We start from the raw sequence: 23,479 nt of genomic DNA, 5'->3' as shown, positions 1-23,479 counted from the left end.
AGAAGCAACAAAACTTCGCAAGTCGAATGGGAGGATGTCGGGATGACGGCCAAGACCCGGCAGCGGATGTCACCCGAGGGCAGGCGTGCGCAGTTGATCGCCGAGGCGACGCGCCTGATCTCGGAAGCGGGCTTCCGGCAGTTCACGATCGCCGAGCTCGCCCGGGCGAGCGGAATCACCCGCGCGGGGGTGCTGCACCACTTCGTGTCGAGGGAAGAGATGCTGCTCGCCGTGCTGTCCGCTCGGGACATGAACGATGCAAAGGCCGTCTTGGCGGAGATCGACATCCACCGCGGCGACGTGCGCCGGATGCTCGACCTGATCGTGCGCCGCAACGGGTCGCAGCCGGAAATCATCCGGCTGTACGCCGTGCTGTCCGCGGAGGCGCTCGACGTCGACCATCCCGCGCATCAGTACTTCATCGATCGCTGGCAGCGCACGATCGGCTGGCTGGCCACCGCGCTCGAGGGCATGGGTCGGCCAGGCCGTGACGTGGCGGTCGAGGTGCACTCCTTCATGGACGGCCTGCAGCTCAACTGGCTGCGCGACCCCGCGATCGACTTCACCGGGCAATGGGCTGCGTTCGCCGACGACCTGTTCGCCCACCACCCGGGACACACGGCCGACTTGCATCGCATTCGAGAGGAGCTTACGCTCGCACTACCTACGCTGACGTAGGTAAGAAGTCGCACCCGATGCGACGAGAGGACCAGGATCGTGAGCAGCATCGAACGCACTGAGGTGAGCTACGGCCCGGACACCTCGTCGATCAACCCGATCCTGCCGAGCTATGAGTACATCCCGGATGCCGAGCCGAAGCTGTTCGGCGACCGCGTCTACCTGTACGGCTCGCACGATCTCGCCGGAACCGGCAACATGTGCGAGGGCGACTACGTCACGTGGTCGGCATCCGTCCACGACCTGACATCCTGGCGCTACGAAGGAGTCATCTTCCGTCGCGACCAGGATCCTTTCCTGGGCGCACAGATGGCCGCCGGGACCGCCGACCCGCTGCTGCACAACCTCTTCGCCCCCGACGTCGTCGAGGTGGAGGGCAGGTACTACCTCTACTACGGCGTCGGTCTGTCGGCATCCGGAATCGGCGTCGCCGTTGCGGACTCTCCCGCAGGTCCTTTCGAATACCTCGGCCGCGTTCGGTTCCCGGACAGCGAGAAGCCCGCCGGGTGGGTCGACGATGTGGACGGCATCGACGACGGCGACATGGCGTTCGGCGGCGGTGTGGCCGTCATCGAGCGTCCCGCCGGAAAGCGGATGCGCATCCACCCGCGCAACGCCAAGCGATTCATGTACGACCCCTCGGTGATCTACGACGAGGGGCGACTCTTCCTCTATTACGGACTCGCGTCGTGCCGCGTCGTCGAGCTGGACCCCCGTGACATGCGCACCGTGATCCGGGATGCCGCGACGGGGGAATACGCCTCGCGCGTTCTCGTGCCGAGCATTATGGTGCCGTCGACCTGGCCCGGCCTGATCCGGACGCGGGGCATGGGCATGGCGAACGGCCCCAGCATCCGCAAGATCGACGGCCGGTACGTGCTGGTCTACTACGCAGTCGGGCCACGCGCGACGAACGCTATGTGCTACGCCACCGCGACCGACCCGCGCGGCCCGTTCGAGTACGGCGGCATCCTCGTCTCGCTCGGCAATGTCCGCCACAACGGCCAGAAGCGCCCGACCGACAAGGTGGGCAACACGCACGGCGGCATGATCGAGATCTACGGCACGTGGTACCTGCTCTACCACCGTCAGACCGGCCGCACGCAGGGCAGCCGCCAGGCCACCGCTGTCGCCCTCACCCCCACCGAAGACGGCGGGTTCCAGCACGCCGAGTACACGAGCCTCGGATTCTCGAAGGACGCACTCCCGGCCTTCCATCGGTGGCCCGCCGCCATGGCATGCGTCCTGACCGACGCGAACGGACGGCGCCCCGCGCGGAAATCGGCGCCGTACATCACACAGGTGGAGGCCGCGGACGGGCTCGTCGACGGCCAGTCCGGACTCCGCGTCGCCCAGGTCGTCACCAACCTCACGGCGGGTGCGATCATCGGCGTGAAACACCTCGACTTCGGTTCCGACGCTCGAGCTGCGACCGTGAGCGTGCTGACGCGACGAACCGGCGGCGGCCGCGTGGAGGTGCGCCTCGACGCGAGCGACGGACCGATGATCGCCGACATCCCACTAGCGCCGACAACCCCCGGCGCCACGACGTCCACGGCCCGGACGGCGGCAGTCTCCGGCCGGCATGCCCTCTACTTCGTCTTCCACTGCGCTCAAACGACAGGCGAGTTCGTCGAGTTCGCGTTCGACCAGACGCCGACAGCCCCAGACCGGATGCCGACAACCTAGGACCGGACATGGCGAGTCGAAGCGCTTGTGGGACGCTGACGGCTCGCCTCCGAGCGCGGGTGCGGCTTCTCCACGCGGAGACCGCACGCGGATCGGTCTTGCTGTGGTCGGCCGCAGCCTACGGCGTAAGGGCGTGCGCGAGTGCTCTACCGCGGGCGGGGCGCGCGGTAGTAGCTTCGCGATAGCTGTTTCCTGCGTCTGAAGCGGGGTCAGATGTTCCTGGTGATCGTGTGCGGGGCGTTGCTGATCACGGGGGTGGTGCTCGCGATCCTGTGGAATGGCGAGCGGCTCACCGTGCCGCAGTTTCCCGGGTCGGACGCACCCCTGCGGTTTCATCGCGCCGGCTTGCGCCACTACGTGTGGTGGGTGTCTGTCTTCCTGGTCGCGGCCACGGCCTCGAGCATTCTCGTGACCGGCGCGGGCGGGCGGCTTGTGATGCGGCTGCTGGCTGTCACCTCACCGCAAGCCAGGGGGCGGCTCACGGAAGCGGGGGAGCTCGTCGGGTTCATCACGCTGGAAGGCACGCTCGGCTACCTTCTCTTCGGCGCGATACCGTTCGCGTTCGCATCGACCGCACTGTACCTACTCGTGGAACCGTGGCTTGCTCCGGGCCGACTGCGCGGCACCAGTTTTGGTGTTCTGCTGCTCGTCACCGTGTCGCCCTTCATCGATCCCCTGCGCGCTGACAACATCGACTTCGATATCGTCGGACCTGGATGGCTCGCGGTGCTCCTCTTCGCCGGGCTCGCCGTGCTGCAGGGCGCGTTCCTCGCTGCAGTCGCGGGGCGATTGAGTCGGAGCCTTCCGCTCATGTCGCGACGCAACTGGCCGGCGACGACGGTGCCGCTGCTCCCGGCTGTCGTGCTGTGGCCGCTCGGGATCCTGCTCGCTCTTGCCGGACTCGTCGCACTGGCATTCCCCCGCCTGCTGCCGGCGTTGCTTGCAGCCCGCGCATCGGGGATAGGGGTCCTGATCGGACGGATCCTGCTCGCGGTCGCAATGCTCGCGACGCTTCCCACCTTCATCGCTTCACTGGTCTCGATCTGGGCCCGATGACCTCCTCGAACCACGACCAAGAGGCGGGTCGCCGCCGATGGCCGGGCGATCGTGGGACGCCAGCCTTCCCGGACCACGGATGGCCAGGCGAGCAACGCACGCATGCTGTCGACGGGGACGCCGGTGATGACGTGCAGAGCATCTGCCGAGATCTGCCCCTCCGAGACGAGCCGGTTCAGCTCGTCCGTCTTGCGCGGTCGCTGCGGGATGCAGGCGGGGAGCCCTCTTTACTGGCGCCGTCGATGGCGCTAGCTTGTGCTCATCTCGCCGCTCATGCGCTTTCTGGGGAATGGGGACATGATGCGCAGACTCGCAGCACGCTGGTTCTTCAGCGCTGGAGTGATCGTCTTCGCTGGCGCCGTTGTGAACGGCTGCCGACAAGTCGTCATCCACTTTCCGTCCTGAGCGGGTTCGGTGTGCCTAGTTCGGGTTGGACCGCCGCTGAGGTCACCAATTTCTGGTCCACCGTCGGGGCTACGCTCGTCGCGTGTTTGGCGATCATCGCCGGAGTCGTCGTTGCCCAGATCGAGCGGCGGCACCGCGAGCGCGGACAGTTCCGAGACGTCCGTCGCACCGCCTACGTCGACTTCCTTCGTGCGGCGGACAAGCTCCGGGTCAGCGGCAATGCACGCGGTAATGCGCTCAATGAACCGCTCGCTCAACTACAGGCCGCCTCCACGGCCCTCTTTCTTGTCGCACCATCACGCGTCAAGGCCCCTGCGCGCCAGCTATGGCCAGCGATCACAAAATGGCACAAGGCATCCGGACGCGCTCGCATTCTCGCTGGAAAGGCGGTCGACGATCGCCTTACGGAATTGCGAAACGCGATGACGGACGACATCACGCCAAGAAGCGAACGACGGCACATGAGTCGGGATCGGGATGCAAGATCACCGCTCCTCGAACCGCCGACGTTGAACTCGAACCCCGACGCACGACCCTCGTAGGATCACCGGCGGGCACAGGTGACTGACTCCGTCCCCCATCGGCCGCCGTTGCATCGCGCGACCTTCGCCCCTGATCGTGCCGATGCCCGTAGAGGGATGGGCTCCGCACCGGCGATGTTCCGCCTGGGGTGTGCGGCGCGTATCTTATGCCTCCGGGATTGTGTGCGCCACGGATCGACGGAGCTCACGAGCGAACCGCATACTTGCGGCAGCAGCGCCGGCGCGGATGACCGGCATCCGGCGGGGACTCTGGGGGTGTGATGTCGAACAGGAGCGCGCCCAGGTCGTCTGTCAAACGGGTACCGAAGCGCTGGGCCGACGTCTTGATACCCGACCGACCCGACGCGGACGAGTATGAACGACCTCCGGTCGAGCAGTTCAATGATGTTCCCGACATCGCCGCCGAACTGGGTGGCGCGAAGTAGCACGAACGAGGATGGCGCCGGCCGATGCACCCCTGGAGGTGCCGGCTCGATCGCCGTGGAGAGAAGAGGCACCGATGCGCATCGCGATCGTCTGGAATCCATCGAAAACAGACAAGGAACCTCTCGAGACGGCGCTCGCCGACGCGCTCGACGGGATGCCGACCGCCGACGTCCGCTGGTTCGAGACGACGGAACATGATCCTGGTCGGGGAGCCGCCACGCGCGCTCTGGAGGCTCCGACTGATGTACTCATCGTCGCGGGCGGTGACGGGACGGTCCGTGCGGTCGCGGAGTACCTGGCTGAATCGATGGCCGAGGTCGAGCTGGCGATCATCCCGCTGGGCACCGGCAACCTGTTCGCCCGAAACCTGGACGTGCCCATCGACGATGTGCGGGCGGCGTTCCGGCGGGCGCTGGAGGGTGAGGCCCAGGCGGTCGACGTGGGTTGGATCGAGGTGACGACGGAGGGTGGCACCGAGCGACACGGGTTCGTCGTGATGGTCGGGTTCGGGCTCGATGCCCAGATGATCGCCGAGACCGATGAGCAGCTCAAGGATCGGGCGGGCTGGCTCGCGTATGTCGAATCGCTCGGACGAGCAATATCCGGGAGCGACGTTCTGTCCTTCGGAATTGCCGCGGACGGCCGAGAACCGTGGACCGAGAAGGGGCATACGCTGCTCGTCGGCAACTGCGGCACCCTGCAAGGCGGCCTGAAAATCATGCCGGATGCAGACCCCTCCGATGGCGAACTCGATTTCCTCGTGCTCAGCGCCGAGGGACTCGCGCAGTGGCTGAGCACGGTCAAGACCATGGTGTGGGACGACGGGCTGAAGCGTCTCATGAGCACGACCGAGAAGACCGCAGAGTCCGGCTCGGAATCGCTTCAACGTGGGCGGGCCCAGAAACTCGCGGTGACCCTTCCTTCGCCGCGACTCCTCGAAGTCGACGGCGAAGAGCTCGGCGAAACGCGCGAGTTCACCGTGACGGTTCAGCCGTCCGCGATCAGGGTGCGATGACGAGATCCGCACAGGGGATCCTCGTTGCTCGGCCGCGCCGGCAGCTGATCGTCAGTGGAGGGTTTCGCCCCGTTTCAGCATCTCGACGTACTCGGCGACGCGTGCAGCGCGCGACGCGGGCCGTTTCAGGTTGGTGACGCGGAAGGCCATCGCGAACCGGTTCTGCGCCGATTGGGACGCAAAGGCTTCCGCGATCTTCGGGTCCGCCTCCAGGGCCTCCCGCAACTCCGCCGGGAGGTCGCCGTCGCGCTGCCGATATGGGCGGTCCCATCGTCCGTCGGCCTTGGCGCGCTCGATCTCGAGCTGACCCTGGGGACGCATGCGGCCTTCCTCGATCAGCCGGGTCACGTGGCCGATGTTGACCTTCGACCATATGCTCCGCGGTCGTCGGGGTGTGAAGGTCTGCAGGAAGTAGTCGGCGTCGAGGGATTGCTTCTGCCCATCGATCCACCCGAAGCACAGCGCGACATCGAGCGCCTCGGCGTACGTGATCCCGGGTAGGGTCGCGGTCGTCTTCCGCAGTCGAAGTCGGATTCCGCTCGGGTCGGGGTCCGAGTCGAGCCAGGCTTCCCAGTCCGCGACGCTGTCCACGTGCAGTTCGGGCTTGGTCGCGCGGTCGGCCATGGCGGCAGGATAGCTCTCGTCCGGCCGCGATGTTCACGGTCGGCTGGGATGACCGCTGATGCTCGGCTCTCCCGACGTCGGTTTGCGGGTGGGAGACTGACGGCGTGACGTTGATTGATGACGCGATCTACGTCGAAGGTCGCCGGGTGGCGAGTCCTGCCAGCCTCGCCGGCACCCTCCAAGCACTCGACGAGCTGGGTGGCTTCGCGTGGATTGGCCTCTACCGCCCGGATGAGCGCGAGCTCGGCATCGCGGCGGCGGAGTTTCGGCTGCATGAGCTGGCGGTCGAAGACGCCTTGATGGGCCACCAGCGCGCAAAACTGGACCGGTATGCCGACACCAGATTCGTGGTGCTGCGCCCGGCTCGGTACATCGACGAGGACGAGACCGTCGAGTTCGGCGAGGTGCACTTGTTCGTCGGCGGGAACTTCATGATTGCGATCCGTCACGCGGAATCACCCGATCTGCGCCGGGTGCGGGCACGACTCGAAGGCTCGCCTGAACTGCTCGAGCGCGGCCCGCTGGGCGTGCTGTATGCGATCGTCGACCAGGTCGTGGACGAGTATGAACCGGTGGTCAAGGGGCTGCAGGCCGACATCGACGAGATCGAGTTCCAGCTGTTCTCAGGAGATCGCGCGGTGACGAAGCGGATCTACGACCTTTCGGGCGAGGTCATGGAGTTGCAGCGCGCGATTCGAGCGCTGACGGCCATCCTGACAACGCTGCGACATGATCTCGAGTCGGAATTGCGGGATGATCCGCACGCGTTGGAGTTGAGGCGTTCCTTCCGCGACGTCCTCGACCACGTCTTGAGCATCACCGAGAAGACGGAAGAATTCCGTCAGACGCTCACGAATGCCTTGATGACCCACACGACGTTGGTTGCGCAGCAGCAGAACGATGAGATGCGACTGCTTACGGAGACGAGCCTGCGGCAGACCGAACAGGCGAAGAAGATCTCCGGATGGGCCGCCATCATCTTTGCGCCGTCATTGGTCGCAGGCATCTACGGCATGAACTTCACGGTCATGCCGTGGCTGTCTTCGCCGTGGGGCTTCGCTTTCGCCATCTTCATCATGGTGGGATTCGGGGCCGCTCTGTACGTCGTCTTCCGCCTCCGTGGATGGCTCTGACAGCGTTCGGCCGTCGCTAGGCGACCGAGATCAGGGAGCGCTGCCAGCCCGAGGAGCCGTTGGGTGCGATCGGCGCGGCATCCTCGAGTTGCAGTTCACCGTTCTTGTTGGTGGCTCGCACCGAGACGTAGTGGGTGCCCGGTGTGGCATCCCACTCCACGAACCATTGCACCCAGGTGTCGGTGTTGATCGGGGTCGACAGGGTCGCGGGCTGCCAGTCGCCGTCGTCGATGCGCACTTCGACGGCTTCGATGCCGACGGATTGCGCCCACGCGACGCCGGCGACCGGGATCCGGCCCGCGGCGACGGTCTTTCCGATCTTGGGGGTGTCGATTCGTGAGGAGAACTTGATGGGTGCTTGTTCGCTGTAGCCGCGAGGGGTCCAGTAGGCCTGGTCCTGCGCGAACGTGGTGACCTTCAGTCCGGTCAACCATTTCGTGGCGGAGACATAGCCGTAGAGACCGGGTACCACCATCCGGACGGGGAATCCGTGCTCCAGTGGCAGCGGCTCGCCGTTCATCCCGATGGCGAGGATCGCGTCGAGCCCGTCGTCGGTGAGGGCCGACAGCGGGGTGCTGGCCGTGTATCCGTCGATGCTGCGGGAGAGCACCATGTCGGCGTCGGACTGCGGCCCCGCGAGGCGGAGGATGTCGCGAACCGGGACACCCAGCCAGATGGCGTTCCCGACGAGGTCACCCCCGACCACGTTGGACACGCACGTCAGCGTGATCGCGTACTCGTCGAGCCCCATGGCGAGCAGCTGGTCGAAGCCGAGCTCGACCCGTCGGTCGACCATGCCGTCGACCACCAGCCGCCAGCTGTCGGGGTTCACGGTGGGAACGGTCAGGGCAGTGTCGACCCGGTAGAAGTCCGCGTTCGGGGTGATCAGGGGAGTGACGCCCGGGATGTCGAGTTCGGCTCCTACGGGCACCGTCACGGTCGAACGCGGCGCGGGCAGGCGCAATGCCCGCCGGACTGCTTCCACTGACGAGGTGGCCATGCTCACCGCTCGCGCGGTGACGCCGACGATCACCGCGGCGGCGCCGGTGACACCGGCAAGGACGAAGAACCGGCGCCGATCCATCCCCGCTGGGCTCTCGTTCGCCGCACCGCTGGGCTCCGGTCCAGCGGTCGAACGCTGCCAGCCTCGAATGCGCCGACACAGCACGATGAGCACGATCGAGCCCGCGATCGCTCCGATCACCGGTGGCAGGAATGCGAGCGGAGTGACGCCCGCTCGGGTCACGATCGCCGCGACCGAGAGCGCCCCCGCGATACCGAGTGCGACGACGCCGAGGGGCGGACGCAGGAACTGCAGCACCCCGGCGATCGCGGAGGCGATCACCACCCCAAGCCCGAGCCCGGCCAGCAAAGCGATCTTGTCGAACTCGCCGAAGGTGGCGATCGCGAGCTCCTTGAGCGGCTGGGGAACAATGTCGATCACGAAGGAACCGACGGCCAGGATCGGGCTGGCCTCCCGTGCAACCAGCAGTGCGACCAGCTCCGAGACCGCGAGGAACACCACGGCGCTGACCACGCCGGCCAGCGCCGCGAGTGCGAAGAACTTGCGTGGTCGTCGTTCTGTCACGGTGCAACCCCCCGGTTCACGAGCCGTGTGCTCGACGGTTGTTCGGAGCGCCACCGCGATCGGATCGGACACCAGGCGGCCGACCCGGCCGCCGTGGCAGCATCCAACCTCCCGCTGCTCACCACCCTCACCGCGGCGATCAGCTGCCCTGCCTCAACTCGGCGCTCAGTGCAAGCCCTGGCCGTCGTTGACATCGGCGGGCAGGATGATGCGCGGCAGAACGCGCGGTGATCGACGCCGGGTGAACGGAGGGGGAGCTGTGGCGAAGAAGGGCAGTACGAAGACGTCGGTGCGGCAGGCGCCCAAGCGGTTGTACAAGGCCGAGTTGAAGCGCCTTCAGATCGAGTTGGTCGAGATGCAGCGATGGGTGGCGAAATCGGGCGCGCGTGTCGTCGTGATCTTCGAAGGACGCGACGCCGCCGGCAAGGGGGGAGCGATCAAACGGGTCACCGAGTACCTCAATCCCCGGCATACGCGCGTCGTCGCGCTCACCAAGCCGTCCAAGCGCGAGAGGGGCCAGTGGTACTTCCAGCGGTACATCGAGCACCTGCCCACCAAAGGTGAGATCGTGCTGATGGACCGGTCCTGGTACAACCGAGCCGGGGTGGAGCGGGTCATGGGGTACTGCACGGATGAGCAGTACCAGAGGTTCCTGCGGCAGGTGCCGGTCATGGAGCAGCACCTCATCGAGGACGGCATCATCCTGATCAAGTACTGGTTCTCGGTCTCGGATGACGAGCAGCAGGCGCGCTTTCTCGCGCGGCGCGAAGATCCGATGAAACTGTGGAAGCTGTCGCCGACGGACCTGGAGTCGATTCGCCGGTGGGAGGACTACTCCCGCGCGAAAGACGCCATGTTCGCCGCCACCGACACGCCAGGTTCGCCGTGGTGGGTCGTCGAGAGCGACGACAAGCGCAGCGCGCGCTTGAACGCGATCAGCCACCTTCTCGAGAGCATTCCCTACCATCACCTGGACCGGCCGAAGATAACGATCCCCGACCGTCCGAAGGCGGACGACTACGAGCGGCCACCGATCGAGCAGTTCCGTTACGTTCCCGACATAGCCGCCCAACTCGGCAAGAAGGTCAGCTGAGTTCGACGGGGCAGTCTTGTCGGCAGTCGGCGAGGTCGTCCAGCCCTCGCGTCAGGTGACCCAGGAGGATGAGGCCGTGATCTGGGACGGCGGAGCCGTCCGTGAGGAAGACCACGATGCTCTGATCTGAGGTGACGTAGGCGACGTCGCCGGCGCGATACTCGTTCATCGGATCTGTGCTGTCGGGGGCGAGGGACGTCGGCAGCTGTGCGAACACGGCGGTGCCCATCCGGTCATGGAACGTCACGGTGAGGGGAAGCTGCGCGGCGAACTGCGCGGCGGTCGTGGAGCCGTCGACCGCGAGTACGGCTTGCGGGGCAGGGGAGGGGCTGCCCTGGGAAAGCGCGGGCGCCGTGAGCAGCAGCAGCGCGGCGACGACGCTGTTGAGCAGTCGTTGCGGCGCCAGCTTGAGGAGTGAGAGCTGTGGCATGTCACCAGCCAACGGTTTCTCGTACTTCGGTGGGAGTCCCGGGCTTGACGTGCCCTGGCAGGGCATCCCAGCACGGTGGCGGGGCGACCTAGCCTGTGTGCATGGACAACCGTTCCGAGGTCCGCGACTTCCTGATGTCGCGACGCGCACGAGTGGAGCCCGAGGACGTCGGCTTCGCGCGCGGCGGCGACCGCCGGGTGCCGGGTCTGCGTCGCGGTGAGGCCGCCGCGCTCGCCGGGGTGAGCGTCGAGTACTACGCGCGGCTGGAGCGGGGAGGCATCGCCGGCGCCTCCGAGGCGGTGCTGGACGGGGTGGCGAAGGCGTTGCAGATGGACGACGCCGAGCGCGAGTACCTGTACCGCCTCGCCCATCAGGCGGCGGGGACCACAGCCGCCAGCCGCAGAAGCGGAAAGCCGGCACCGGTGTGGCGGCCGTCGCCGAGCATCCAGTGGTTCCTCGACTCGATGCAGTCCGCGGTGGCGATGGTCGGGAACGGCCGGACCGACCTGCTGGCGTGGAACCCGCTGGCCGCTGGGCTGATGGATGAGATGCTGGCGACCTCGACGACCACGCCGCCGAACTTCGCCCGGTTCATCTTCCTCGAGCCCGTCGCCCGCCGGTTCTACCCGGACTGGGAGGCGATCGCCGGCATCAACGTCGCGCAGCTGCGTACCGAGGCGGGGCGTGACCCGCACAGCAAGCCGTTGCACGATCTCGTCGGCGAGCTCTCAACCCGCAGCGACCATTTCCGAACACTATGGGGGCGCCATGATGTGTGGGAGCACCAGTCCGGCGTGAAGCGGTTCCACCACCATGCGGTCGGCGACCTCACCCTCCACTTCAATGGCCTGGACCTCGTGGGAGAGGCCGGCGTCCAGCTCACCGTGCTGACCGCCGAACCGGGCTCAGCCGATCACGAGGCGCTGCAGCTTCTGGGCAGCTGGGCCTCACCTGCCGCGCCGGCGGCGCAGCATCCGGAGCAGTCCGCTCCCGAACCGACGAGCAGGAAGGCCGGCGAAACGCCATGACCGCCAGACCCGTGCGCATCGCGGTGCAGTTGCAGCCGCAGCACGCGACCTACGAGTTGATCCGCGATCGGGCCGCCGAACTTGAAGAACTCGGCGTGGACATCCTGTTCAACTGGGACCACTTCTTCCCGCTCACCGGCGACCCCGACGGGGCGCACTTCGAGTCGTGGACGATGCTCGCCGCGCTGGCCGAGCAGACCCGACGCGTGGAGCTGGGTGCGCTGGTGAACTGCAACGGCTACCGCAACGCGAGCCTGCAGGCTGACATGGCGCGAACGATCGACCGGATCAGCGCCCACGGGACGGGCCGGGGCCGCTTCATCTTCGGGACCGGCTCGGGCTGGTTCGAACGCGACTACGACGAGTACGGGTACGAGTTCGGCACCGTCGGGCGGCGGCTGGACGCCCTCGCGCGGGACCTCCCCGTCATCGAGGACCGCTGGGGCACGCTCAACCCGCCGCCCACCCGGAAGATCCCGATTCTCATCGGCGGAGCCGGTGAGAAGAAGACGCTGCGCATCGTCGCCACCCATGCCGACATCTGGCACAGCTACAGCGACATCCCGACGATGGAGCGGAAGCTCGTGGTGCTCGCCGACCACGCACGCGCGGTCGGCCGCGACATGTCGGAGATCGAGATCTCGGTCGGGGTTCTCGACTCCATTGCCCACCGGACCACCGCAGACGCCGATCGGTTCCACGCGATGGGGGCGACGCTGTTCACCGTCGGGCTATCCGGTCCCGACTACGACCTGGCCGTCGTCCCGGACTGGCTGGCCTGGCGGGACCAGAAGAACCCGTGATGGCGGCGACGGTGTGAGACCGCGGCGATGACGGAGACCGAGATCCTGGGGTGGGCGGGAACCGTCACGGCAGTCGTCCTCGGCCTTCCACAGCTGGTGCGATTGGCACGCACCCGCAACGTGGAGGGGCTCTCCCTTCCCGCCTGGCAGGCGTTCCTTGCCGTCAACCTCGGCTGGACCGCGCACGGCATCGCCATCGGCCAGGCCTCGCAAGTCGTCGCAAGCGCCCTCTCGCTGCTGTCGACGGTGCCGATCCTGTACCTGATGTCGAGGCAGCTGAAGCGGAGCTTCCTGCTGACCCTGGCTCCGGGGCTCGGGCTGGCCGCTCTCATGGTCCTCATCGATCAGCTCTTCGGCTCAGGAGCCTACGGAGCAGTCGCCATCATTCCCGCCGTTCTCGCCAACGCCGGTCAGAGCGTCGCGCTCGTCCGCGATCGGCACGTCGACGGGGTCTCCGTCCTGTTCCTCATCCTCGCCGTCGTCAACCAGGTGATCTGGCTGGCCTGGGCGCTGCTCGTGCCCGACACCGGCACCATCATCGCCGCAACCACCACCGGCATCATCGCCCTCTTCAACCTCGCCTGGTACACCGCCCGCGTCCTCGGGCTCCCGCCCATACCGTCCCGCCAGGCAGCCCGGCGCTCGCCTCAACGGGAGTAGTCCCGCCCACTGCGGCTGGACCCGCATGCATGGTCCTGTGGCGCCTCTGATCTCGATCCTGTTCGTTCACCTCGGTCTCGTGGTCGTGCACGCCTTATACGCCTGATCGGAGGCGATTGCCATCCCGGGCGAGGTCGACGCCGTCGACATACTGTCGACTCGGGCGAGGGACTGAGGAGGACGACATGAAGCTCCAGCAGCCTTTTCGCACGGCGCTGATCGCGACGCTCGGTGTGGGAGTGGGGCTCTTCGTGATCGGGGGGATCCAGACGCTTTCCACGATCCTCCTGTACGTGGGCACCGCGCTGTTCCTCTCGTTGGGGTTGGATCCCGTCGTCACGTGGCTGCAGGGGCGGGGACTGCGCCGATGGGTTGCTGTTCTCGTCACGCTGCTGGCCGTGCTCATCCTCCTGGCCGGGGTGATGCTCCTGATCGTGCCGATCATCTCCCAGCAGATCGGGCAGCTCGTCAAGGCGATCACGAAGGGTGTCCAGTCCGGTGCCCTCGTAGATGGCCTCGAAGGGTGGATCACGAGCGTGTTTCCCGGTGTGGATCTGCAAGAGATCACGAAGTACGTGCAGGACTGGCTGGGTTCGCTGGACTATGCGTCCATCGGAGGGGGGCTCATCGCCGTGGGGGCCACCATCCTGGGCGGACTCACCGGGGCGTTCATCGTCGTCATCCTGACGATCTACTTCACCGCGGCCGTGCCGAACCTCAAGAGGGCGGTGTTCCAGCTGGTTCCTGCGTCGAAGCGGGCGCGCTTCACGGAGTTGAGCGAGCAGATCACCGACTCCGTCGGCTACTTCGTCATGGGACAGGTGAGCCTCGGCGTGATCAACGGCGTGCTCAGCGCGATCTTCCTCACCATCATCGGTGCGCCGTTCCCCGCGGTGCTGGCCGTCATCGCGTTCGTCTTCTCGATCATCCCGCTCGTAGGAACCCTGACCGGCTCCGTGCTGATCGTGGGCGTCTGCTTCCTGCCCGGTCTCGGTTCACCGACGACCGGGATCATCGCGGCGATCTACTACCTCGTCTACATGCAGATCGAGGCCTACGTGATCTCCCCGCGCATCATGAACCGTGCCGTATCCGTGCCGGGCGCTGTCGTCGTCATCGCCGCACTCGCCGGCGGGGCGCTGCTGGGAATCCTCGGCGCGCTAGTCGCGATCCCGATCGCGGCCAGCATCCTGATCATCTACCGGCAGGTCGTCATCCCCCGGCAGAACGAACGGTGACAACGTCAACGGTCGCATGGCAGAGTGCGCGGCGAGCGTTCAGGCCGCCGTGGGACACACGGCAGCAGCGAGCGTATGCTTCGCGGCATGGCGAGAGTGATCATCGCGACGGATGACGCCCCGAGTTCCCCGCTCTTCAGTCAGGGCATCCGGGCCGGCTCGACCATTCAGGTGTCGGGCATGGTCGGGATCGACTCCAGAACCGGCGAGCTGGTGGAATCGATCCAGGACCAGACTCGCCAAGCGATTCGAAACTGCGAGATCGTGCTCGAGGCTGGTGGATCGTCCCTCGACGACGTGACGATGGTCACGGTGCTGCTCGCGGACCCCTCGGATTTCGCCGGCATGAATGAGGCGTACGCGCAGGTGATGGGTCAGACACCTCCGGCGCGGGCGGTCGGGAGGCTGGGGCCGGAGTTGCCCGGCATCCGCGTGTCGATACTGATGACGGCTCACGTCGAGGGCTGAGCTACTCCCAGCGGAAGAAGCGGACGGCGGCGGTGCCGAGTATCGCAGTCCACACCGCCATGACGACGATGTCCTTGAGACTGGGCCAGTCGCCTGCCGTGGTGGCAGCGAGGGCGAGCGCCCCCGCGCCGAGCGGGGTCAGCGCCACAAAGTCACCCAGCAGCCCGGGCATCGCCTGCACCGGAAACCAGACGCCCGCGGTGAACATCATCGGGAAGAGCAGCGCCGTCCCGAACGCCGTCGCGACCTTCGCCGTGCGGGCGACGCCACCGACGAGTCCGCCGAGAGCCAGGCAGGACGCGAGCACCAGCAGGTAGACGAGGATGAAGCCGATCGCATTCCGCGGCAGCTCAACCCCATAGACGAAGAACCCGAGGAGGATCGGCAGGGCACCGCCCACGATCGCTGCGGCACCGTAGATCAGATACTGCGACTGAAGCGCGGTACGTGGTTTCACCGGCGTCGTGGCGAGGCGACGCAGGATCCGCTGCTCCCGATAGGAGGCGAGCACGATCGGCAGCGCCGACAACGACGCCATGAGCATCGCCAAGATCACAGCGACGGGTACATACAGCGCGAGGAAGCTGACCCCGCCCGCTCCCAACGGCTCACGAAGCACCGGAACGAAACCGAGCGCGACGATCAGAACTGCCGGGAAACCGACGATCCAGAAGATGTAGCCGGGCTCGCGCGAGAACAGTCTCAGCTCGGACTTCAGCAGTGCGAGCGTTGACGAGGCCATGTCACTCCTGCCCCTCGCGGCTGGTGAGGTCGAGGAAGGCGTCGTCGAGCGTGGCGTCCACGATGCGGAGGCGATCAGGATGCACGCCGCGATCGGCGAGCACCTGCAGCACCGGGAGGACGGCCTCGTCCGTGAGGCTCAACTCCAACCTCCCGTCTTCGCGCCTGCGTACGGCTGCGACGCCCATGACTGCTTCGAGCAGCGGAGTATCCACCGGCACCGTTGTGGCGAAGCTCATCACGGTGGGGGCTCCGATCCCCCCGATCACACCCTCGGGGGTGTCGAGCGCTGTGATGCGACCCTGGTCGATCACCGCGAGCCTGTCGCACAGGTGGCGGGCCTCCTCCATGAAATGCGTGACCAGGACGATGGTGGTGCCGGCATCTCGGGCCTCGTCGACGATGTCCCACACCTCGCGACGGGACCGCGGGTCGAGGCCCGTGCTGAGCTCGTCGAGAAGCGCGACCCGGGGTCGGCCGACCAGTGCGAGCGCGATGGCGAGGCGCTGCTGCTGGCCCCCGGACAGGTTCCCGTAGCGCGTATCGAGCTTCGGGCCGAGACCGAGCCGGTCGGCGAGGGCGACGCCGTCGATGGGGTCGTCGTAGAACGACGCGTAGAGGGAGATCGCTTCGCGCACGGTCTGCTTGGCCGGCAACCCGGCCTGCTGGAGCTGCACGCCGACAAGCTTCGTTGTGCCGTCCCGGTTCTTCACCGGATCGAACCCGGCCACCCGGATGGCACCGGCGTCAGGTTTGCGGAGACCGGCGATGCACTCCACCGTGGTGGTCTTGCCCGATCCGTTCGGACCCAGGATGCCGAAGATCTCGCCGTCATCGACCTCGAAGTCGATCCCGTCCACCGCGACCGTCGAGCCATAGGTCTTGCGCAGCCCGCGGACCTCGATGATCGCCACGCGAGTCAGTCTGACAGTCTGTTCCGCCGCTGACCACTTCCTCTCGGCGTCCAAGGCATCAAAGAACGCGACTGCTCGGCCGCCGCTGTGGAACGCCGATACCCTGAACCCGTGCCGCCCGTAGAGCTCGACACCCAGCCGACCGGACTGACCGAGGCCGAGGTTGCGCAGCGAGTCGCAGCCGGCCGAACGAACCTCTATCGCCCTGATTCGAGTCGCAGCGCGTGGAACATCGTTCGAGCGAATGTGTTCACCCTCTTCAACGGGATCGTGTTCGCGTGCTTCTTCGTCCTATTCCTCGTGGGGCGCTGGCAGGATGCGCTGTTCGGCTTCGCGGCGTTCGCGAACTCGATCATCGGGTGCGTGCAGGAGTTTCGCGCCAAAGCGGCGCTCGATCGGCTCGCGCTCCTCAACGCATCGTCGGCGCGAGTCTTGCGCGACGGCGTCGAGCGGGACATCCCACCGTCGGAGGTCGTCGTCGATGACGTACTCGTGCTGCGTGCCGGCGATCAGGTTGCGGCAGACGCCGTCGTTCTCGGTGCGCGCGCGCTGCAGATCGACGAGTCGATGCTCACGGGCGAGTCGGATGCTGTCGACAAGCGCCCCGACGACGAGGCACTGTCGGGGTCGATCGTCGTAGCCGGGGAAGGCTTCGCCCGGGTCGACAAGGTCGGTGCGGACTCCTACGCGAACCGGTTCGCGGGCGAAGCGAAGCGGTTCTCACTGGTCTCGAGCGAACTGCGGTCATCGGTCAACCGTGTGTTGAAGTGGGTGGGCTGGATCATCGGGCCCGTCGGGCTGCTTGTCTTCAACGCGCAGATCATGGTCGCCGGCGGCTACCAGACTGCGTTCACGTCGGGTTCGTGGGTGCAGGCGGTGGTCAACACCATCGCAGCGCTGACCGCGATGATCCCCTTGGGTCTCGTCCTGATGACGAGCATCGCCTTCGCCGTCGGGGCGGCGAAGCTCGCCGGCAAGCAAGTGCTCGTCAACGAGCTTCCGGCCGTCGAAGGTCTGGCGAGGGTGGATGTCGTCTGCCTCGACAAGACCGGAACGCTCACCATCGGCGACATCGCGTTCGACAGCGCGGTCCCACTGAGCGGCGCTTCCCCATCGGCACTCTCTGCGGCCGACCACATCCTGGGATGGTACGCGGCCACGCCCGACGCCAATGCGACGGCGCGGGCGATGCGGGACGTGTACGCGGATCCCTCACTCGAGGCATCCCGCTACATCCCGTTCTCGTCGGCGCGAAAGTGGAGTGCCGTGTCGCTCGATGATCAGTCGGGCACCTGGGTGATGGGCGCCCCTGAGATGATCTTCGGGGATGCCGCGACCTCGGCGTCCGGCGAGCTCGGCACAACTGTCACCCGACTCGCCGAGTCGGGCCGGCGCACGCTGGTGCTGGCGCAGTCCGCAGCGGTGCTCACTGACCGGGAGGTCGCGGCGGAAGTGTTGCCGTCTGGCCTCGCGCCTGTGATGGTGCTGACATTCCGCGAGACCGTGCGACCGGATGCCGCGCAGACCCTGGAGTACTTCCGTCGGCAGGGCGTCGACATCCGCATCATCTCCGGCGACAACCCGCGCACCGTCGCTGCCATCGCCCGAGAGGTGGGGCTCGACGTGCCCGACGGGTTCGATGCCCGGCAGCTCCCCGACGACGACTCCGCCCTGGCCGACGTGCTCGAGCACGAGACCGTGTTCGGACGGGTCACCCCCGAGCAGAAGAAGCGGATGGTGGTGGCACTTCAGAGCCGCGGGCACACGGTCGCGATGACGGGCGACGGAGTGAACGACGCGCTGGCGATCAAGACGGCGGACATCGGTATCGCCATGAACTCAGGATCGGCCGCCACAAAGGCAGTGGCCCGATTGGTGCTCCTCGACGGTCAGTTCTCACACTTGCCGGACGTCGTCGCCGAAGGACGACAGGCCATCGCCAACATCGAACGCGTGTCGATGCTGTTCCTCAACAAGACCGTCTACGCCACGGCGCTGGCGATCATCTTCGGCGTGCTCGTGCTGGAATTCCCGTTCTTGCCGAGGCAGCTGTCGATCACTGACGGCCTGACCATCGGGATCCCGGCGTTCTTCCTTGCGCTCATGCCGAACGCGCAGCGCTACATTCCAGGATTCCTGCGACGGTCGCTGATCTTCGCCATCCCGTCCGGGATCGTCATCGCGCTCGGTCTGACCTGGTACACCCTCGTCGCGAATGAGCTGGGGGTCAGTGAGCCGCAGCTGCGCACCGGCGCGACGATCATCCTGGCCGTCGTCGGCATCTGGGTGCTGGCGGTCTTGTCGCGCCCGCTGAATCGCTACAAGGTGCTCATCATCGGAGCGATGTTCATCGCTCTGATCGGCGTCTTCACGATTCCGCTGGCGACGACGTTCTTCGAATTGGTCGACCCGGGCGAGGATCTCGCCCCCGTGATCGCCGGAATCGCGATCGTGCTGATCCTGGCGATCGAAGTCGTGCGATACGCTCATCGCCGCCTGACCCGAGCGACCACGCCGGCCGAGTCAGAGGTGCGAGCAGCTCCCGCGCCCCACCGCTCCCGCGGGGCCCTGGTCGTGACCACGGTGGTCGCCGTGCTGGCCTACGGGGGTGCCCTGCTTTCGGTGCTGCTGGGAACGGCCGTGTTGCTGGCTCGCTACGACGCGCCCGATGCTGCGACAGTTCCCGTCTTCTCGCTCACCGGAGCCGGCTTGATCCTGCTCGGATTGCTTGTGCTGAGCGCTGCGGCCGGACTTCGCCGGGGCAGCGGGTTCTCCCGCCTGCTGGTGACCGTCTGGTTCGGACTCCTGGGCGCGCTCAGCGCGCTGTTGCTGCTCGGGAGCGACCGCTGGGACTGGACTTCCGCAGCCAGCGCAGCCGTGGCCGCCGCGGTCATCGTGCTGCTGTGGACGCCGCCGGCAGCGGCCTCCTTCGGCCGCATCAGAGACTCATCGATCAGCGCCTCGCCGACCCCGGGGGATGGTCACTGAGTTCTGTCGGCGCCGGCGGGGAGATGGCATGGGAACGTCCGATGGTGGCCTTCAGATCTTGTCGGGGCGACCGACTTCGGTATCGAGGGCGCCCTGTGCCGCCTCGGATCCGATGCGACCACCGCCGTAGCCACGTAGGACGAAGGCGACGATCACCGCGCCGACCGCGCCCGTGAGGGGACCCGCGACGTAGACCCAGTAGGCGCTGAAGTCGAGGCTCGCGAGGTCTGGGCCGAACGTCCGGGCGGGGTTCATCGACGTGCCCGAGACGGGGCTGCCCCACAGGCCCGCGAGCGCGATGTATCCGCCGACGGCGATGGCGCCGGTGACGCCGATGTTCTGCGCCCCGGAGGCGGTGCCCAGGATCACGCTCACGAGCCCGAAGGTGAGCAGCGCTTCCATCCAATAGGCCTGGACAGCGGTCGCCTCCGCCGCGGGGTAGTTGGAGCCGTACGTGGCCGAGACGCCGAGGATGGCCTGAAGCAGCAGAGCGGCGAGGGTGGCGCCGGCGAGCTGGGCGATGATGTACCCGGGCACGCGTCGCCACGGGAAGTCGCCGCGCAGCGAGAACGCGAGGGTCACCGCGGGATTCAGATGCGCACCCGAGACCTTGCCCGTGGCCAGAATGATCCCCATCACCATCAGACCGGGCGCCACCACCGCGGCTGCCCGGCTGATCTGTCCCGGGTACGCCTGCGACATCATGCCGCCGCCCGCCGCCACGACCACCAGAAGGAACGTCCCCAGCACCTCGGCGAACAGTCGCCGCCACTCCTGCTGCGGATTCTGGAAGTCGGCCATCGGATCGACGACCTCGACCTCGAACCAGCGCTCGAAACGCCCCGTCAACCCCGTGCTGTCCTGCTTGATCACCGGCCTCACGACCCCTCAGATCCGCGCCGCCTGCAGTCGCCGAGCGGCCGGACTCGACCGCCTCAGCCCCCGCGAGCCGCAGTCTAGACCCGCGATTCGCCCCACCGCCAGGAGGTGGTGGGCTAGAACCAGCCGGTCCGGCTCTGCCGCCCCAGCTGTCGGTGCTCGACGGCACCTGCGCATCTGCCGAAGCGCAGCCGGTCAGCCGGCGTCCGACCACCGCCCGCCTACGACGAGATCAGCTCCTGCCGCACCACAGCAGCGGTCCACCGTCCCAGGATGGCGCCCGCGACGGTGTCCGAGATGTGGTGCTGGCCGCGGTAGACCCGCGAGAACGCGATCGCTCCGGGAATCCCGTACCGAAGGAGGGGGCCGAGAAGCCGCGCGCCACGCGCGCCGTGGCGATCGAGCAGGTCGGCGAGCGTGCCGTGGAGCGCGAAGGCAGCCGCCGTGTGCCCGGAGGGGAACGACGACGTCGCGTGCGGCTGCTCCGGGCGCCACACCCGCCCGGGTCGGGGTCGTCGCACGAGGGCCGCGGACGCGACGAAGCACGCGGTCTCGAAGGCGAGCGCCGCTGCGGGGGCGACCGCTGAGCGCGGGTCGCGCGTTAAAAGCCAGGTGACGCCGCACCAGATCGCCCCGTTGGCGATGGTCTGCGGCACGCCGGAGTACCACGAGAGCGGCGCGGTGACCCGGCCGATCGGCTCGCGTGGCCCGGTCGGGCCGGCGGGGTCAGTCGTGACGTCGGCATCGCCGTCGTCTGGCCGGTGGCCGAACGCGTACTGGAGCGCGCGCACAGCCTGGTCCTCGCGCGGGTCGTCGCCGCCGAGGAGCCGCATCGCCCGCCCAGTCGCGGCCAACACGGCGATCGCGACGAGCCCCGGCCGGACGACGGCTCGGAGCAACGGCATGCCCACAGGCTAGTGGCGCCGCACGGATGGGAGTAGGTCGGAGTCTGGCCGCGTCAGGCGTTTGCGAACTCGCGGGAAGCAGGCGATTGGGCGGGTTCCGCGGGTTCGCGAACGCTGATCTCGTACGTCAGCTTTCCCCCGGACACACCTCCATTCGCAGACTACGCTCGACGACGTGATCATCCGCCCGGCGTCAGTCGACGACCTCGCGGACATCAACGCCGTCCATGAAGCCTGCGGCAGGCGAGCCTGGGACGCCGCAGTTCTGGACGACCTGGATGATCGGCTCGCCGTGGTCGCAGTCGTCGACGGCAAGATCGTCGCGGCCGCAAAGACTCATCACCAATCGACGCCCGAAGGCGGTGCGCCGGAGGGGTACTACCTCGGTGGAGTGGCCGTACATCCTTCCCACCGCCGCGAGGGCATCGGCCTCGCTCTGACCCGGGTGCGCGTCGAGTGGGTGTGGGCGCGTGCCGACACCGTCCACTACTTCACCGACGAAGACAACATCGCCTCCCTGCAGATGCATGCAGCATTCGGATTCGAGGAGATCGCGCGGCTGCCCACCATTCTTGGCGCGCAAGCGAACCGCGAGCACCTCGTTCTGCTCCGTGCCACCCGACCAGGAGATCGCTGAGCCCGAGCGACAGACCGGACGTGAACTCCCACGTGCTCCTCAGCCGTCGACGGATGCGTCGTCAGCGAAGCGCCACGGGAAACAGTTCGGTACGCGCAACGACCCTGTCTCGGTCGCCCGTGAGCGCCTGACGATCGGGGTCAGCCAGATAGGCGTCGAGCGCCCCGGTGTCGGGGAATCGGTAGAGCTGGACCTCGTGCGGTCTCCCGTCGGCGCCGTCGCTCACGGCCCGCTGGAGGACCTGGCCACCGTGGCGTGGAACAAGCGCGAGGACGCGGTCCTCGTAGTCGGAGAGGCCGACGGCTTCGCCGTCGCGGGCCCAGAGAAAGCAGCACAGCAGAACTTCGGAGCTAACGGCCACGCGCCGATCCTACAAATGCTCGGCGCTCGCCCCACGACCAGCCCTGGCCGGTGAACCCGTACTGAGGGTTCTTGATCGACATGGTCGTCTCTCTGTCTGCGGCGGCGGTCACGGGGCGATGAGGACCTTGAGCGCGGTGCGCTGGTCCATGTCGCGGTATCCGGCCGGGACACCCTCGAGGTCGGTGGTGGCGTCGAACACCTTTCCGGGGTTGATCGTCCCGTCGAGGATGTCGGGCATCAGCTCGTCGATGTACGCGCGCACGGGTGCGGGGCCGCCGGCGAGGCGGATGTTGTGGCGGAACAGGCTGCCGAAGCCGATCGGTGCGTCCTCGTACTGGGGCACGCCGACGCGGCTGATCACGCCTCCGCGACGGACCACGCCGAGCGCCTGCTCGTACGCGGCCATGTACCCGACGGCTTCGAGCACGACGTGGGTGCCGTGTCCGCCGGTGAGGTCGCGCACCTGGGCGATGCCCTCCTCGCCCCGGGCGGAGACCACGTCAGTCGCGCCGAACTCCCTGCCGAGTTCGGTGCGCACCTGATGGCGGCCCATGAGGATGATCTGCTCGGCGCCGAGGCGCTTCGCCGACATCACTCCGAGCAGTCCGACCGCGCCGTCGCCGATCACGGTGACCGACGAGCCGGCCCTCACGCCGCCGGCGACCGCGGCGTGGTACCCGGTGCCGAACACGTCCGACAGTGTGAGCAGCGACGGGATCAGCGCCGAATCGGCGGCGACAGGCAGCTTGACGAGGGTCCCGTCCGCGAGAGGCACACGCACCGCTTCGGCCTGGCCGCCTTCGTCGGGGATGCCGTCCCAGAATCCGGCCTCGTGGTGAAGGCAGGAGGTCTGCAGGTTCTCCTTGCAGATCTCGCAGACATTGTCGGAGATCGCGAACGGCGAGACGACGAGGTCGCCCTTCTTCACCGTCACGACGTCGGACCCGACTTCTTCCACGACGCCGATGAACTCATGACCCATGCGGGCCGGTGCGGCCGCAGCATCCATCGAGTGATAGGGGTGCAGGTCGGACCCGCAGATGCAGGATGCAGTGATCCGGACGAGCGCGTCCGTGGGGTTCTTGATGCGGGAGTCGGGGACGTTCTCGATGCGGACGTCGCCGGCACCGTACATGAGCGTGGCACGCATATTCGTGTTTCCTTTGCGGTTGAGGT

Annotated in this window: 23 protein-coding genes; 13 read left to right on the top strand and 10 right to left on the bottom strand. The window is 67.3% G+C overall.

The window, feature by feature from the left end:
• Positions 1-42: 42 nt before the first annotated feature.
• From ACFC1K_RS01015 to ACFC1K_RS01005, 3 genes are all read left to right on the top strand, one after another.
• A complete protein-coding gene (locus tag ACFC1K_RS01015) occupies positions 43-678 on the top strand; it encodes a TetR/AcrR family transcriptional regulator (RefSeq protein ID WP_375870063.1) in 636 nt (211 codons plus the stop codon).
• 39 nt (positions 679-717) lie between these two features.
• A complete protein-coding gene (locus ACFC1K_RS01010) occupies positions 718-2,367 on the top strand; it encodes a family 43 glycosylhydrolase (RefSeq protein WP_375870062.1) in 1,650 nt (549 codons plus the stop codon).
• A 213-nt stretch (positions 2,368-2,580) separates the two neighbouring features.
• A complete protein-coding gene (locus tag ACFC1K_RS01005) occupies positions 2,581-3,423 on the top strand; it encodes a hypothetical protein (RefSeq protein WP_375870061.1) in 843 nt (280 codons plus the stop codon).
• A gap of 248 nt (positions 3,424-3,671) precedes the next feature.
• Here the strand turns inward: ACFC1K_RS01005 and ACFC1K_RS01000 are convergent, their stop codons facing one another.
• Positions 3,672-4,085, bottom strand: coding sequence for a hypothetical protein (locus ACFC1K_RS01000; protein ID WP_375870060.1), 414 nt, complete (start codon positions 4,083-4,085; stop codon positions 3,672-3,674).
• Between the two features lie 784 nt (positions 4,086-4,869).
• Here ACFC1K_RS01000 and ACFC1K_RS00995 point away from each other — a divergent pair.
• A complete protein-coding gene (locus ACFC1K_RS00995; protein ID WP_310287366.1) occupies positions 4,870-5,811 on the top strand; it encodes a diacylglycerol kinase family protein in 942 nt (313 codons plus the stop codon).
• Positions 5,812-5,862: 51 nt separating this feature from the next.
• Here ACFC1K_RS00995 and ACFC1K_RS00990 read toward each other — a convergent pair whose 3' ends face one another.
• Positions 5,863-6,435 carry a YdeI family protein gene (locus ACFC1K_RS00990; RefSeq protein WP_375870059.1) on the bottom strand — a complete coding sequence of 191 codons (573 nt, stop codon included), beginning with the start codon at positions 6,433-6,435 and terminating at the stop codon, positions 5,863-5,865.
• Between the two features lie 104 nt (positions 6,436-6,539).
• On the opposite strand from ACFC1K_RS00990, the gene ACFC1K_RS00985 reads away from it, so the two are divergent.
• Complete coding sequence (locus tag ACFC1K_RS00985) at positions 6,540-7,568, top strand: magnesium and cobalt transport protein CorA (RefSeq protein ID WP_375870058.1); 1,029 nt, start codon at positions 6,540-6,542, stop codon at positions 7,566-7,568.
• Between the two features lie 16 nt (positions 7,569-7,584).
• Here the strand turns inward: ACFC1K_RS00985 and ACFC1K_RS00980 are convergent, their stop codons facing one another.
• Positions 7,585-9,156, bottom strand: a complete 1,572-nt coding sequence (locus ACFC1K_RS00980) for a molybdopterin-dependent oxidoreductase (protein WP_375870057.1) — start codon at positions 9,154-9,156, stop codon at positions 7,585-7,587.
• Between the two features lie 259 nt (positions 9,157-9,415).
• Between ACFC1K_RS00980 and ppk2 the strand changes: the two genes are divergently transcribed.
• Positions 9,416-10,249, top strand: coding sequence for a polyphosphate kinase 2 (gene ppk2 / locus ACFC1K_RS00975; RefSeq protein ID WP_310287378.1), 834 nt, complete (start codon positions 9,416-9,418; stop codon positions 10,247-10,249).
• Here ppk2 and ACFC1K_RS00970 read toward each other — a convergent pair.
• Positions 10,242-10,679, bottom strand: coding sequence for a cyclophilin-like fold protein (locus ACFC1K_RS00970; RefSeq protein WP_375870056.1), 438 nt, complete (start codon positions 10,677-10,679; stop codon positions 10,242-10,244). The genes ppk2 and ACFC1K_RS00970 overlap by 8 nt on opposite strands.
• Positions 10,680-10,780: 101 nt before the next feature.
• Here ACFC1K_RS00970 and ACFC1K_RS00965 point away from each other — a divergent pair, with 101 nt between their 5' ends.
• The 5 genes from ACFC1K_RS00965 (at position 10,781) to ACFC1K_RS00945 (ending at position 14,876) form a co-directional block, all read left to right on the top strand.
• Positions 10,781-11,707: a helix-turn-helix transcriptional regulator gene (locus ACFC1K_RS00965; protein ID WP_310287380.1), complete on the top strand. Its 927-nt coding sequence runs from the start codon at positions 10,781-10,783 to the stop codon at positions 11,705-11,707.
• Positions 11,704-12,510, top strand: coding sequence for an LLM class F420-dependent oxidoreductase (locus ACFC1K_RS00960; RefSeq protein ID WP_375870055.1), 807 nt, complete (start codon positions 11,704-11,706; stop codon positions 12,508-12,510). Before ACFC1K_RS00965 ends, ACFC1K_RS00960 begins: the two co-directional genes overlap by 4 nt.
• Positions 12,511-12,537: 27 nt before the next feature.
• The gene (locus ACFC1K_RS00955; protein ID WP_375870054.1) at positions 12,538-13,170 is read left to right on the top strand and encodes a SemiSWEET family sugar transporter; all 633 of its coding nucleotides are present in this window, start codon (positions 12,538-12,540) and stop codon (positions 13,168-13,170) included.
• 185 nt (positions 13,171-13,355) lie between these two features.
• Positions 13,356-14,408, top strand: coding sequence for an AI-2E family transporter (locus ACFC1K_RS00950; RefSeq protein ID WP_310287387.1), 1,053 nt, complete (start codon positions 13,356-13,358; stop codon positions 14,406-14,408).
• Positions 14,409-14,495: 87 nt separating this feature from the next.
• Positions 14,496-14,876 carry a RidA family protein gene (locus ACFC1K_RS00945; protein WP_375870053.1) on the top strand — a complete coding sequence of 127 codons (381 nt, stop codon included), beginning with the start codon at positions 14,496-14,498 and terminating at the stop codon, positions 14,874-14,876.
• Between the two features lies 1 nt (position 14,877).
• Here the strand turns inward: ACFC1K_RS00945 and ACFC1K_RS00940 are convergent, their stop codons facing one another.
• Both ACFC1K_RS00940 and ACFC1K_RS00935 read right to left on the bottom strand, forming a co-directional pair.
• Positions 14,878-15,618 (bottom strand): ABC transporter permease, encoded by a 741-nt coding sequence (locus ACFC1K_RS00940; RefSeq protein ID WP_375870052.1) that lies wholly within the window; start codon positions 15,616-15,618, stop codon positions 14,878-14,880.
• Position 15,619: 1 nt separating this feature from the next.
• Positions 15,620-16,531, bottom strand: a complete 912-nt coding sequence (locus ACFC1K_RS00935; protein WP_375870051.1) for an ABC transporter ATP-binding protein — start codon at positions 16,529-16,531, stop codon at positions 15,620-15,622.
• Positions 16,532-16,618: 87 nt separating this feature from the next.
• Here ACFC1K_RS00935 and ACFC1K_RS00930 point away from each other — a divergent pair, with 87 nt between their 5' ends.
• Positions 16,619-19,519, top strand: coding sequence for an HAD-IC family P-type ATPase (locus ACFC1K_RS00930; protein WP_375870050.1), 2,901 nt, complete (start codon positions 16,619-16,621; stop codon positions 19,517-19,519).
• A 51-nt stretch (positions 19,520-19,570) separates the two neighbouring features.
• Here ACFC1K_RS00930 and ACFC1K_RS00925 read toward each other — a convergent pair whose 3' ends face one another.
• Positions 19,571-20,392 carry an MIP/aquaporin family protein gene (locus ACFC1K_RS00925; protein ID WP_375870049.1) on the bottom strand — a complete coding sequence of 274 codons (822 nt, stop codon included), beginning with the start codon at positions 20,390-20,392 and terminating at the stop codon, positions 19,571-19,573.
• A gap of 227 nt (positions 20,393-20,619) precedes the next feature.
• Positions 20,620-21,303 (bottom strand): phosphatase PAP2 family protein, encoded by a 684-nt coding sequence (locus ACFC1K_RS00920; RefSeq protein WP_375870048.1) that lies wholly within the window; start codon positions 21,301-21,303, stop codon positions 20,620-20,622.
• 175 nt (positions 21,304-21,478) lie between these two features.
• On the opposite strand from ACFC1K_RS00920, the gene ACFC1K_RS00915 reads away from it, so the two are divergent.
• Positions 21,479-21,940, top strand: a complete 462-nt coding sequence (locus ACFC1K_RS00915; protein ID WP_375870047.1) for a GNAT family N-acetyltransferase — start codon at positions 21,479-21,481, stop codon at positions 21,938-21,940.
• 61 nt (positions 21,941-22,001) lie between these two features.
• On the opposite strand, the gene ACFC1K_RS00910 is transcribed toward ACFC1K_RS00915, so the two are convergent.
• Both ACFC1K_RS00910 and ACFC1K_RS00905 read right to left on the bottom strand, forming a co-directional pair.
• On the bottom strand, positions 22,002-22,301 hold the full coding sequence (locus tag ACFC1K_RS00910) for a hypothetical protein (protein WP_375870046.1): 300 nt from the start codon (positions 22,299-22,301) through the stop codon (positions 22,002-22,004).
• Between the two features lie 108 nt (positions 22,302-22,409).
• Complete coding sequence (locus tag ACFC1K_RS00905; RefSeq protein WP_375870045.1) at positions 22,410-23,453, bottom strand: zinc-binding dehydrogenase; 1,044 nt, start codon at positions 23,451-23,453, stop codon at positions 22,410-22,412.
• Positions 23,454-23,479 lie beyond the last annotated feature (26 nt).

This window comes from Microbacterium sp. NPDC056057, assembly GCF_042266945.1.
Lineage (GTDB): Bacteria > Actinomycetota > Actinomycetes > Actinomycetales > Microbacteriaceae > Microbacterium > Microbacterium trichothecenolyticum_C.
The sequence above is the reverse complement of the archived record's forward strand: the minus strand, read 5'-3'. Positions and strand labels throughout refer to the sequence as shown.